This window comes from Pseudomonas sp. YeP6b, assembly GCF_025642995.1.
Lineage (GTDB): Bacteria > Pseudomonadota > Gammaproteobacteria > Pseudomonadales > Pseudomonadaceae > Aquipseudomonas.
On the sequence record NZ_CP080090.1, the window covers coordinates 4517634 to 4530496 of the forward strand.

Below are 12863 nucleotides of genomic sequence, written 5' to 3' on the forward strand. Positions count from 1 at the left end.
TATAGCTCCTTGAAGGTTCATATGTTGCTGGTCAGGCTCATCAGCGGCAGCATGATCGCCAGCATGATCACCGCCACCAGCACGGCCATGACCACGGTCAGGGACGGCACCAGAGCAGCAAGCAGGCGGTCGATGCCGCGCTTGGCCTCGACGTCGAACACCTCGGCAACCTTGAGCAACATGCTGTCCAGTTCACCGGCTTGTTCGCCGACTTCAATCATTTGCAGGGCCAGTTCCGGCAACAGCGGCTGAGCGCCGAACGCACTGGCGAGGGTGCCGCCGCCTTTTACCGATTCCGCCGCCTCCGCCACCTGGGCCTGCAAGGCGTGGTTGGTGCAAACTTGCCGGGCGATGACCAGCGCTTGCAGTAACGCCACGCCATTGCTGAGCAAGGTGCCGAGGGTGCGGGTCAGGCGGGCCGCTTCGACCCGTTGCAACAGCGGGCCGATCACACGAATGCCGAGCAGGCGCCGGTCGTAGCGTTGCCGCCGCAGCGGATCGCGCAGGCGTGCCGCCACCAGCCAGCTGGCCGTGATGATCGCGGCCAGCAGCACCAAGCCATAGGCACCGAGAAACTGGCCAAGGGCGAGAATCACCTCGGTGATCAGCGGGATCGGCACGCCCAAATCCTGGAAAATCGGCACGAATTGCGGCACCACGTACGCCAGCAACAGCGCCAGCGAACCCAACACGCCGACCACCAGGAACGCCGGGTAGATCAGCGCATTGATCACTTCGCCGCGCAGCAACTGGCTGCGCTCCAGGTAGTCGCTGAGTTGGCGCAAGGTGCTTTCCAGTGCGCCACCGGCTTCACCGGCGCGCACCATGCTCAGGTACAGCGGCGAGAAGCTCTCGCCCTCCTCCTCCAGCGCGGCGGATAACGGCTTGCCCGCCTTGACGTGGTCGCGGATGCGCTCGATCAGCGCGCGCACCTGGGGTTGGCCGGGCTGTTTGAGCAGCAAGCTCAGCGAGCGCTCCAGCGGCTGACCAGCGCCCAGTAAGGTGGCCAGTTGCTGGGTAAAACTTACCAATGCGGCGCCCTTCAATTGCCCGCGCGTGTTGCGCAACCTCGGGCTGCCGGCCGCTTCGATGTGCAGCAGCAACAAGCCGCGCTTGTGCAGCACGGCGATGGCGGCAGCTTGGTCCTGGGCTTGCAGCGTGCCGCTCTGGGCCACGCCCTGGCTGTCCAACGCGCGAAACTTGAAGCGGCTCACGCGCCGTCTCCACGGGTCACGCGCAGCACTTCTTCCAACGAGGTAATGCCCGCCAGCGCCTGGCGCAAGCCTTCTTCATGCAAGGTGCGCAAACCGGCGCGGCGCGCGGCCTGCTCCAGGGTGGCGGCGTCGGCGTGACGCATCAGCAGGCTGCGCAGTTCGTCGTTCATCACCAGCAGTTCGGTGATTGCGCTGCGGCCGTGGTAACTGCCTTGGTAGAGCAGGATCGGGCGTTGGTCGGTCAAGCGATCCAGGCCATGTTCCTCGATCAATTCCGGCGGTGCTGCAAACGCCACGCGGGTCGCCGGGTCCAGGCGCCGCACCAGGCGCTGGGCGAGAATGCCGCTGACCGTCGAGGCGATCAGGTAGCTTTCCACGCCCATGTCCAGCAGCCGCGTGATGCTCGCGGCGGCGCTGTTGGTGTGCAGGGTGGAGAGCACGAGGTGGCCGGTGAGCGAGGATTGGATGGCGATGCGGCAGGTTTCCAGGTCGCGGATTTCGCCGATCATGATCACGTCCGGATCCTGGCGCACGATGGCGCGCAGCGCGCCGGCGAAGTCCAGGCCGATGGCGGGTTTGACCTGGATCTGGTTGATGCCTTCGAGCTGGTATTCCACCGGGTCTTCGACGGTGATGATCTTGCGTTCGGCGGTGTTGAGCCGCGAAAGCGCGGTGTAGAGCGTGGTGGTTTTGCCGGAACCGGTGGGCCCGGTGACCAGAAGGATGCCGTGGGGGCGTTCGAGCAGGTCGAGAAACGCCGCCAGGCGCTGGCCGTCAAAGCCCAGGCTTTGGAAGTCGAACTGCACGGTTTGCCGGTCGAGTAGGCGCATCACCACCGACTCGCCAAAGCTGGTGGGTACCGTGGACACGCGCAAATCCAGTTCCTTGCCCTGGATGCGCAGCATGATCCGCCCGTCCTGGGGCAGGCGCCGTTCGGCGATGTCCAGGCGCGCCATGATCTTCACCCGCGAGATCACCGCCGCCGACGAACTGGCCGGCGGCGCCTCGGCGTCGTGCAGCACGCCGTCGATGCGGTAGCGCACCTTGAGTTGGTTTTCGAAGGGCTCGATATGGATATCCGACGCACGCTGCTCCACCGCGCGCTGCAGGATCAGGTTGACCAGGCGGATCACCGGCGCTTCGGAGGCCATGTCCTTGAGGTGTTCGATATCCTCCAGCGCGCCGCCCTGCTCATCGAGGTTTTCGATCAAGGTGCCCATGGCGGAGCGGCCCTGGCCGTAGTAGCGCTCGATCAGCGTGTCGACTTCAGTGCGCGGGCCGATGGCCAGCCACACCGGCACCTGGCAGGCGTAGGCCAGGGCCTGAAAGGGATAGAGTTGCGCCGGGTTGGCCGCCAATACGCGCAGACCACCGTGGGCCCAGCCCATGGGCACCACTTGGTAGTGGCGCATAAAACGTTCGGTGAGTACGGGCAACGGGTCGAGCAACGGCGGCGCGGCATCGGCCAGCAACAGCGGCGCACCCAGCAGGTCGGCCCAGGCGCGAGCCAGTTCGAGTTCCGAGACCAACCCCAGGCGCGTGAGCAACCCAACCAAGTCGCTGCCGTGCGTGGACAAACGCCGAGCACGCTCCAGGTCGACGGTTTTCAACCCAGCGTGCCGCATCAGCCACGCGCACACGTGGTCGGTGTGCGGGATCTGCAAATGGCAGGCATCGGTGGGTGTTGACGACATGATGTGGGGTGTCTAGTTGCGAGAAAGTATGGCTATTTGGAACTAGTGGCATTGCGAAAACAGTGCCATTAGTTCGCCACGCCGCAGTCGGAGTTAACTGGGTTAATCGACTGGAAGTTGCAAGTCTAGTTCCGGAAGGCGGGAAACAAACTGAAATGAATAGGCTGGGGCTGTCCTGGCTTTCCTGTACAACCCTTGATTTACAGGCCTCGCAGACGAGAACCGGGGCTGGCTAGTTGCAATTAGCCACTTCGCTAGTTATTCAGGCACTCTCACGCTCAATCAAACGACACGCCAACCTATTCAAGCGCTGAACTTCGCCCTCAACCGGAACAACATCAAAACTTGGCAACTGAGGTCAAAAAATGTGGGAGCGCGCTTGCTCACGAAGAAGGCATGTCAGTTCATGTATTCAGTGACTGATACACCGTGATCGCAGGCAAGCCAGCTCCCACATTTTGAGTTGCGTCAGGCTTGAGGGCGGGTGCTCTTCTCCACCAGACACATCGGCGTGCCGGCCACCGGCTCCTGCATGATCTGCACTTGCACATCGAACACTTGGCGCATCAGTTCGGCGCTGATCACTTGGGCCGGCGCACCGTCGGCGACCAGCTTGCCACCGTGCATCACCGCCAGGTGGTCGGCGTAGCGGCAGGCCTGGTTGATGTCGTGCAGCACGGTGATCACGGTTTTGCCTTCGGCGGCCAGTTCGCCCATCAGGTCGAGCAGTTCGACCTGATGGCTGATGTCGAGGTAGGTGGTGGGCTCGTCGAGTAACACCACCGGCGCGTTCTGCGCCAGCACCATGGCCAGCCAGGCGCGTTGGCGCTGGCCGCCGGACAAGTCGGCCAGGGCGCGGTCGGCCAGGGCGTCCAGTTCCAGGCGCTGCATGGCTTGGGTCACATGGGATTGATCGCTGCCGCTCAGGCGGCCCCACAGCGAGTTATGTGGGCTGCGGCCGTAAGCGACCAGTTGGCGCACACTGACACCTTCCGGCACCGGCAGCACTTGGGGCAAAAACGCGATCTGCTGTGCCAACTGGCGGGAGGTCAGGCTGGCGTAGGCTTGGCCGTCCAAGGTCAATTCGCCCTGGGTGGGCTTGAGGATGCGCGCGAAGGCCTTGAGCAACGTGGACTTGCCGCAACCGTTCGGCCCGATGAGTGCAGTAACGCGACCCGCTGGCGGTGCGAACGACAAACCCTGCACGATGCGCGTGGCGCCGTAGCCGATGTCGAGTTGATGTGCCTGTAGAATGCTCATGTCATCAGCCCTTGAACCGTGCCAGTAACCAAAGAAAATACGGCGCGCCAATCACCGCCGTGAGAACCCCCGCAGGGATTTCGCTGGGCGCGATCAACGTGCGCCCGAGGGTGTCGGCCAGCACCAGCAACAGCGCGCCGATCAGCATGGCGGCCGGCAGCAGGTACTGGTGATGCCCGCCCACCAGCCGCCGCGCCATGTGCGGCGCGACCAGGCCGATAAATCCAATCGGCCCGATCACCCCGACGCCCAGGCTGGTGAGCACCACCGCGCAGGCCATCGCCAACCAGCGTGTGCGAGTCAGTGCGGTGCCGAGGCTGTGGGCGGCTTCGTCGCCAAGGGCAATCAGGTTCAGCGGTTTGGCCAGGCACAGGCCCAGCGGGATCAGCAGCAGGAACGGCAGCACCAACGCGACGTGGTGCCAGTTGCGGCTCCACAAACTGCCGGTCAGGGCGAGCAAGGCAGTGTTGATGTCCAGCGGATGGGACAGGATCAGGAACTCGGTGATGCTGGATAAAGTCACTGCAATCGCCACACCGGACAGCGCAAACCGTACCCCGGAAAAACTCACGCCGGTGTTGTACAGCGCCAGCAACAAGGCGCCACCGGCCCCCCCCAGACACGCCACCAATGGCAGCCAGGCAATCGGCAGGTGCGGCCAGCTGATGATCGCCACGGTCAGCGCCAGCCCGGCGCCTTGGGTGACGCCGAGGATTTCCGGCGAGGCCAGTGGATTGCGAATCACACCCTGCACAATCGCCCCGGCCAGGCCGAATGCGCAACCGGCGAGGATGGCGATCAGGCTGCGCGGCAGGCGATGGTTCCAAACTTCGAAGTCGAGGGCGTTGTGGGCCAACAAACGGTCCAACACCGTTTGCGGCGTGAGCCACACGGTGCCGGCGCTGAGGCTGATAAAGGTCGCGACCAGCAACCCACCGAGCAGCAGCCACAGGCGTAATCGTGGCTGAGTCATAACGCGCGCCTGGCCAGAAAGAGGAAGAACGGCGCGCCGATCAGTGCGGTGACCACACCGGCGGGCGTTTCCACTGGAAAGGCCACGGCGCGGCTGAGCAAGTCGGCGCCCAGCACGATCACCGCGCCCAACGCCGCACTGAGTGGAATCAGCCAGCGGTAGTCATTGCCGAGAAATTGCCGAATGATATTCGGCGCGATCAGCCCGACGAAACCAATCGGGCCGACGGCGCAGACACTCGCACCCACCAGCAACAGGCTGGCGATAAACACCTGCAAGCGCAGGCTGCCAATGCCGACGCCCAACGAGCGTGCGGCGTCTTCGCCGAGGTTGATTAGGTTCAAGCGCGGCGCGCACCACAGCGCCCACAGGCCGCCGATTAGGGTGCAAGGCCAGAGCAATTGCACCTGGGCCGCGCCGACGTTGGCTAACGACCCAGCCAGCCAGTTCAGCACGCTTTGTGCCTGGGCCTCGACCAGAATCACCGTGAGCCGGGTCAACGCTGCGCACAATGCGGCGACAGCCACGCCGGCCAATACCAATCGACCTTGGGCGGTGGTCGGCGACCACGCACCGCCAAGGCTGAACACGGTGACCCAGGCTAATGCGCCGCCCAGGCAGGTCATCAACAATGCACCACCGGCAAAGGGTGGCGCGACCAACCCGGTCGAGAACAACGCCAACCCCAACGCCGCACCCGCCGTCACGCCAAACAGCGACGGCGAGGCCAGGCGGTTGCGGGTAATGCCCTGCATCAGCGCACCGGCCAGGCCCAGGCAGGCACCGACCAATGCCGCGCACACGGCCCGAGGCACCCGCAGTTGGGCGACGATATAGGCCATATTGCCGCCCACGCTGCCCTGATGAACCAGGCCATTCCACGCATCTGCTGCGGTGATGGTGAACGGTGACCAGCTGTACAAAGACAGCCAGAACAGCAAGGCGCCCAGCAGCACAATGCTTGCCGCCGCGAGACTTCGCCCCATGCTTATTGGCTCAATACGGCTTTGCCGCCTTTGAGAATGGCCAAGGCATCTTCGGCGATTTGCTCAGACGCCAAGACACCGCGATTACGTGCCCAGCTGTCGCCATCGACTTCAGCCACGTGGTGATTGCGCACGGCACCGAGCACCTGCCACAGCGGCTGCTTGCTCCAGGTGTCGACAATGCTTGGGCGACGGTAGTGACCCACCAGCAACCAGCCCGGGTCCAGCGCGAGCAGTTGTTCCAGGCTGACAAATTCGGTGGGGGCGGCCTTGGCGCGTACCGACGGCACTTTCAGGCCGATAGCCTCCAGCACACTGCCGGCGTAGGAGTCCGGGCCGTGCACGGAAAAACTGTCCTCGCGCGCGACGCCGAACAGCACGCTGGCACCCGCGGGGATCTGTTTGGCGATTGCCTGCAAGTGCTCACGGTTCTGCGCGATGCGCGCCTCCATCTGCGGGCTTTTACCGAGCGCCTTGCCGATCAGCTCGGCGGATTTCAGGCTGCCCTGGTAGTCCTCGCCGCGCGATGGCAACAGCAACGTCGGCGCGATGCTCGACAGGTCGCTGTACAGCGCCTGGTGGCGATTGAGGTCGGCGACGATCAGGTCCGGCTTGAGCCGGGCGATTTCCTCGATGCTCGGTTGCGAGCGTAGGCCCACGGATTTCCACTGGCCGATGGCCTGGCGCACACGCGGCAATACGCGGTTGGCATCGCCATCGTCGGCGGCACCGACCGGGGTGACGTCAACGGCGGCGAGGCTGTCGAGGAAGGAAAACTCCAGCACCACCACGCGCTTGGGCGCATCCGGCAAGTGCACCGCGTGCTGGCCGTCATTGAGGTCGATGGGGGCAGCGCTTAACACGCTTGAAGAAAACGCCAGGAGGCAGGCGGCAAGGGTCGGGATGGAGCGCAGCATTCGCATGACAAGGACCTCGGCGTTGGAACATCCCAGCTAGACCGGCTGGGGAAAACGGCGGGTACTATTCCATATCGGGGCGATGCAATCAAAAAACATTCTTATTAACGCTTTTTCATTTACAGCCGCTGCGCACATTCTGTGGAGAGCGGGCTTGCCCGCGATGACGTCGGCCCAGCAAACACGGATGTTGACTGACCCACCGCTTTCGCGGGCAAGTCAAATCGTCGCACCGCCGCTCCCACAGGGGACCTGCGCTTAACTGAACGGCATTAGGGCAAGCCCGCTCGCCACGACAGCCTCGCTCGCCACAAGAAGCCTGCAGATTGCGCCGTTAAAAGTCGACGGTGGCCGAGAGCAGGTACGTACGCGGCGTCGACAGAGTCAAGCCCGGCTCACTGTCATCCGAGGCCCCGGCCGAGCTCCAGTAGCGTCTATCGGCGACGTTCTCGACATTCGCCCGCAAGGTGATGTGCTTGTCATCGACCTTGAAGGCGTAGCGCGCGCCCACGTCGATACGGTTCCAAGCATCGATTTGCTTGACGTTGGACTGGTCCAGGTACTGCGAGCTGGAGTAAATGCCGCGACTGGTCAGGGTCAAACCCTCGAGCGTCGGCACATCCCATTCAGCCCCCAGGTTGACGTTGTACTTGGGCGTGGCCGGTGCGCGGTTGCCGTCGTAGGTGCCGTTGGTGGTGTGGGTCAGTTCGCTGTCGATGTACATCACGCCACCGAGCAGGCGAAAGCCCTTGAGTGGCTCACCGAACACGCTGACTTCCACCCCGTCGTTCTGGCGCTTGCCATTGGGCCCGAACACCCGCGTGGTGGCGTTGGTTTCATAGGCGGGCTGCTTGATGCGGAACACGGCGGCGGTGAGGGCAAAGGCCCCGGCGTCATATTTGGCGCCCACTTCGACCTGGCGGCTGATAAACGGCGGGAAGATTTCATCTTCGTTGATCGACGTAGACGGTGCGATCTTGCCCTGGCTCAGGCCTTCCATGTAGTTGGCGTACAGCGACAACTTGTCGGTGGCTTTGAAGAGGATGCCGCCCGATGGCGAGATTTTTTCCTCGTCATAGGCAGTGTCGCCTTTGACGTTGTCGCTCCAGTCGTCCACTTTCACCCGCTGCCAGCGCGCGCCAAGGGTCAGCAGCAGGCGGTCGTCGAAGAAGCCCAGGGTGTCGGAGAGTGCCACGCCGCTGAACTTATTCTCGGTGTAGACCTTGGCGTCGAAACGTGTGGGCCGCGACGGCGTGGGGGTTTGCACCGGGTTGTAGAGGTTGCTCGGCGCTGACGCATAGCGCGCACCGCCGTTTTCAAAGTCCATATAAAAATAGCTGGCAGCCAAGTTTAACTCATGGCTGACGGGCCCCGTGTGGAACCAGCTGCGCACACCCGCCGTGGCGGTCCGCACGTTTTCGTCGCGGGTGAAATCACGCGGCTGCACGCTGAACCCCCCGGCATTATTGGTGACGGATACCGCGTGGCGCAGGAAGTCGTGATTACTTTTACGCGCGCCCACGCCGCCGTAGAGCATCACGCTGTCACTGAGGTCGAACTCGCCGTTAACAGTGCCAAACGTGTCATTGGTGCTGGCCTTGCTCCAGGATTGCGCGTAATTGCGGCGCACGTCGTTAGCACTCGGCACCCTGGCATTCGGCCCGACATGCACGCGCTCCTGCGGGGCGTCGGTGTCGCGTTCGGTGTGGCCGATGTCGGTGGAAAGGCGCAGGCGTTCGCCACGAAAATCCAGGCCTAACACGGCCATCTCACGGTCGACGCTCTGGTGATCCCATTCGGTATCGCCGGACTGCTTCACGCCATTGAAACGGATGCCGAATTTATTGTCCTCGCCAAAACGCCGGCCCACATCCACCGCGCCGCCCGCCTGGCTGCCGGAGGCCCAGGTGCCGGTGAACGAGTTGATGTCTCTGTCGGTGGCGCGCTTGGGCACCACGTTGATCCCACCGCCCACACTGCCGCGCGGTGAGATGCCATTGATCAACTGGCTGGGGCCTTTGAGAATGTCGACGCGCTCGGCCATTTCCATGTCGATGGTGTACGTCGGCAATACGCCGTAGAGGCCGTTGTAGGCCACATCACTGTTGAACAGGCTGAAGCCGCGAATGGTGAACTGCTCATAACGCCCACCGGCCGGGTTGGTGGCGCGCACCGATGGGTCGCTGGCGATCAGGTCGCCGAGGGTGCGCGCCTGCTGGTTCTTCACCGCCTCCTCGGTGTAAGTGGTCATGCTGAACGGCGTTTCCATGAAATCCCGCGAACCGAGCAGGCCTTGCGAGCCACGGCGTGCCACTTGGCCGCCCGCGTAGGTATCGCCGCCCTCAAGCCCGGTGGTGGCGACGATCGACGTTGGCGCCAATTGCAGGCTACTGTCCTCCGGCACTGGCACCAGCATGTAGGCCTGATCACCCATCGGTTGCAGCTGCAGGCCGGAGCCTTGCAGCAAACGCGCAAAGCCCTCCTCCACGCCGTATTCGCCAACCAAGCCACTGCTGCTGCGACCGCTGACCAGCGCTGGGTCTACCGACAGATTGACACCCGAAAGCCCGGCAAAACGGGTCAACGCCGAGCTGAGACTGCCCGCCGGAACCTGGTAGCTGCGGCGAGCGGCGCTGTCTTCGGCATAGCTGAGGGGGATGAACAACGGGCTGGCGCTGAGGCTTAGCATCAGGCTCAGGTTCAGCAGCGGGCGCAGGCGCAAGGGTGAGACGGCGGGCATTGGCGGAAGCTCTCGATTTAATTCTCTTACCTGGAATGACAGGCGAGGTGAAAAAAAGGGACAGCCTTCGATAGTTTTTCTACCGGTGGTGAAGTATCGAGCTAAGGGCGCTGGTGCTCTCGCAAGTCGAGACAATGAGCAAGAAGATCAACCGCGATCAAACGGTCATTGAGAAACTGACTCACGAGATCACCCAACTCAAGCGATTGAAGTTTGCCAAGCGTAGCGAGCAGATGAATCCTGAGCAGGCCAGCCTGCTAGATGACCTGATTGATACCGATATCGCGGCGGTTGAAGCAGAGCTTCAGGCGTTGCAAACCGTGCCAACGACGACTGAGAAAAAGCAAAAGCCCAAGCGCACGAGGCCGATACGTTAAGCACGCTTCAGGCTGAACTGGACGCGACGAAGATGGCACGGAAAAAAGTAGAGGTTCATTGAGGTCGTTTCGGTCAAGCCTGCGAAGTAGAGATAAATATCTTGCGCGATCGGGCCACTGATCAGCGGCCGCAAGGGTATCGATCAACTGGCCTTGAATTGGCGGACACGGCGGCTTGATGACCGTCCAAAGGTGCAGTTTATTGGTCCGGCGCCCTCATGATTCCTGGTAAGGCGCCGATAGTTCCAGATGATACTGTGTTTGCCGTTCGCCTAGGGCGCCGGTTCTCTTACTCCCCAAGGAGACGGCCATGCGCCTGCTGCCTGTAAAAGTCATGTCGCGCTTCAGCTTGGCGATGGGCGCTATCGTGCTGGTCACCGCCGGCTCCATCTACGCGGTGATGGTGCTCAGTGGCGAGCCCAAGCTGATCGCGTCGAATACCCAGAGCGCGCAGCAATCGGCGGTGGCCATCGCGCGCCAGTTGACCATCAAGCTAGCCGAAATCGACGGACGGGTGGGTGCCATGGCCAGCCTCGGCGCGACCCTGCCCAACGACGTGGAGCTGGTCAAGCCGAGCCTTGCGCGCATCATCGATTCCCAGGGCGACACGGCGGTGGCCGGCGGTGGCCTCTGGCCCGAGCCGAATGCCTTCACTCCCGGGGTCGAAAGGCGGAGCTTCTACTGGGCGCGCAACCAGGGCAGCCTGGGCTACTCCGAGGAATACAACGCGCCACAGGCCGAGGCCTACCATGCAGCCGACTGGTACGCCCAGGGGAAGACCGGCAAAGATGGTCACTGCAATTGGTCGGACGCCTATGAGGACCCGATCAGCAAGATCCTGATGACCACCTGCACCATTGGCTACACCCGCGACCAGCGCTTCGCCGGGGTCGCCACCATCGACCTGACCCTCACCGGCCTGGCAGACTTTCTCAAGGCAAACGGCAACGTGACCGGCGGCTATGCCTTCGCCCTGGACACCTCGGGCAAGGTGCTCTATTTCCCAGTCGGCCAAGGTCAGGCTGTAGCTGACGAAACCGGCTTGCTGAACAGCGCGCCATGGTTCAACAACGTGACGCAATGGCGCAAGACCGGCCAGCAGCAGGCGCATACCTTCGCCATTGAGGACGACAGCCGACTCGGCTCGGCCGGCTACGTCAGCCTGACGCGCATCAACGCCAGTGGCTGGGTGATTGGCCTAGTCACGCCGAAAGCGCAGATGACCGCGATCGCCAGCCGCCTGACCATCGACATCCTCACTACCCTGGTACCAGTGCTGCTGCTTATTTTCGGCTTGGCATGGCTAGCGGGGCGCACGCTGCTAAGGCAGATCGACGAAACCACTCTGCAAATCAACCGTCTGGGCGAGCAGCAAGGCGCCGGCGCGGCCGAGCTGGATATTCTGCGTGCGGATGAAATCGGCCTGCTGCGCGGCGCGGTCAACCGCTACGCCGGCAGCCTCCGGCAGATGCTACGCACCATTGCCGATGAGTCCTCGAAGCTGCTACGCCAAGCCGACGACGTTGCGCGGTTGTCGGTAGTCATGGCCGAGCGGGCGGAGACCCAACGCCTGGACAACACCTTGCTCGCCACCGCTGTAACGGAAATGTCGTCGAGTGCCCAGGAGGTCGCACACACCACCAGCGACTGTTCCAACACTGCCGAGAAATCCCTCCGTACAGCGCGCGAAAGCCAGGGCCACGTGACCCAGAACAGCCAGGCCATCGTCTCCTTGAGCAGCGACATCGGCAGCGTGGCCACCGCGATCACCCGCCTCGGCCAGGATATCGAAGGGGTTAGCGGAGTACTCGACGTAATCAAGTCGATCTCCGCGCAGACCAACCTGCTCGCGCTCAATGCCGCCATTGAGGCCGCCCGGGCCGGCGAACAAGGCCGCGGCTTCGCCGTGGTGGCCGACGAGGTGCGCACCCTGGCTGGACGCACCCAGGTTTCGGCGGACGAAATCCAACAGATGATCGCCGAATTGCGCCAGGCTTCGGTCACCGCCGTCAGCACCATGGTCGCCGGCCAGGAGCGTACCCGCTCGGTGGTGGCCCAGGCCGATCTGCTGGCGACCTCGCTGGGCACCACGGTGCTCGGCTTCGACGATATCGTTCAGCGCACGCAGCAGATTGCCGTGGCGGCCCAGGAACAGAGCCATGTGACTCAGGAAATCAATGAGCTGGCCGTGCGCATCCATACCGCCAGCGAGGAAGGCGCCCGCGACGCGGCCAGCCTAAGCACCCTCAGCCAGGGCATGCAGGACTTGTCGCTGCGCCTGGGGGGCATGAGCCGTCAGTGATATGAGCGCATGAACCGCCCGTGTTGAGTCCTAAGTGTTACCGCCAATGTAAAAGTGCCCCCCTGGAGGTCCCTTTTTGGTTGGCGTTGACACCTAAGCACCCTTGCAGGCGCCGGGAAAGGCTCGACTGCCCACCTCTGTAGGCCTGGAGTGATTAGATGAAGGAGCAACGCAAGCTTACTGCTTATCCAAGGACCACCCACCCAACGCAGGAGAACGCACGTGACAGGGGGATTACCAACACTCGGCTGAATAGCCTCCATTCCTCGGCGCGATAACCCAGCAGTGCCTCACAGGCGTCACTGACAAACGCAATCTGGTTGCCCAGGTCGACGACGAACACCGTGTCCAGCTTCAGGTGGATCAATTTTGGATAGAGCGCTCGTAAATCAACGGGCAT

8 protein-coding genes and 3 pseudogenes are annotated in these 12863 nt (G+C 63.0%); 3 read left to right on the plus strand and 8 right to left on the minus strand.

Annotated features, from left to right (window positions below; genetic code table 11):
* Positions 1-17: 17 nt before the first annotated feature.
* From gspF to KZH41_RS20250, 7 genes are all read right to left on the minus strand, one after another.
* On the minus strand, positions 18-1214 hold the full coding sequence (gspF, locus tag KZH41_RS20220; protein WP_263273580.1) for a type II secretion system inner membrane protein GspF: 1197 nt from the start codon (positions 1212-1214) through the stop codon (positions 18-20).
* Positions 1211-2908 carry a type II secretion system ATPase GspE gene (gene gspE / locus KZH41_RS20225; protein WP_263273581.1) on the minus strand — a complete coding sequence of 566 codons (1698 nt, stop codon included), beginning with the start codon at positions 2906-2908 and terminating at the stop codon, positions 1211-1213. Before gspE ends, gspF begins: the two co-directional genes overlap by 4 nt.
* Positions 2909-3376: 468 nt before the next feature.
* Entirely contained in the window at positions 3377-4168 is a 792-nt protein-coding gene (gene fecE, locus KZH41_RS20230; protein ID WP_263273582.1) for a Fe(3+) dicitrate ABC transporter ATP-binding protein FecE, read from the minus strand.
* A 4-nt stretch (positions 4169-4172) separates the two neighbouring features.
* A complete protein-coding gene (locus KZH41_RS20235) occupies positions 4173-5141 on the minus strand; it encodes a FecCD family ABC transporter permease (protein ID WP_263273583.1) in 969 nt (322 codons plus the stop codon).
* A complete protein-coding gene (gene fecC / locus KZH41_RS20240; RefSeq protein ID WP_263273584.1) occupies positions 5138-6127 on the minus strand; it encodes an iron-dicitrate ABC transporter permease FecC in 990 nt (329 codons plus the stop codon). The genes KZH41_RS20235 and fecC overlap by 4 nt, the downstream gene beginning before the upstream one ends.
* A gap of 2 nt (positions 6128-6129) precedes the next feature.
* Positions 6130-7044 carry a Fe(3+) dicitrate ABC transporter substrate-binding protein FecB gene (locus KZH41_RS20245; RefSeq protein WP_406991364.1) on the minus strand — a complete coding sequence of 305 codons (915 nt, stop codon included), beginning with the start codon at positions 7042-7044 and terminating at the stop codon, positions 6130-6132.
* A 334-nt stretch (positions 7045-7378) separates the two neighbouring features.
* The gene (locus KZH41_RS20250) at positions 7379-9784 is read right to left on the minus strand and encodes a TonB-dependent receptor (protein ID WP_263273585.1); all 2406 of its coding nucleotides are present in this window, start codon (positions 9782-9784) and stop codon (positions 7379-7381) included.
* Between the two features lie 95 nt (positions 9785-9879).
* Between KZH41_RS20250 and KZH41_RS20255 the strand changes: the two are divergent.
* The 3 genes and pseudogenes from KZH41_RS20255 to KZH41_RS30535 all read left to right on the plus strand — a co-directional run.
* Positions 9880-10146 (plus strand): annotated as a pseudogene (locus KZH41_RS20255) (transposase domain-containing protein); the annotation flags it as partial.
* Between the two features lie 538 nt (positions 10147-10684).
* Positions 10685-11074 (plus strand): annotated as a pseudogene (locus KZH41_RS30530) (cache domain-containing protein); the annotation flags it as partial.
* A gap of 159 nt (positions 11075-11233) precedes the next feature.
* Positions 11234-12463: a methyl-accepting chemotaxis protein gene (locus tag KZH41_RS30535; protein ID WP_406991365.1), complete on the plus strand. Its 1230-nt coding sequence runs from the start codon at positions 11234-11236 to the stop codon at positions 12461-12463.
* A 262-nt stretch (positions 12464-12725) separates the two neighbouring features.
* Here KZH41_RS30535 and KZH41_RS20265 read toward each other — a convergent pair.
* A pseudogene (locus tag KZH41_RS20265) lies at positions 12726-12863 on the minus strand (PAS domain-containing protein); the annotation flags it as partial.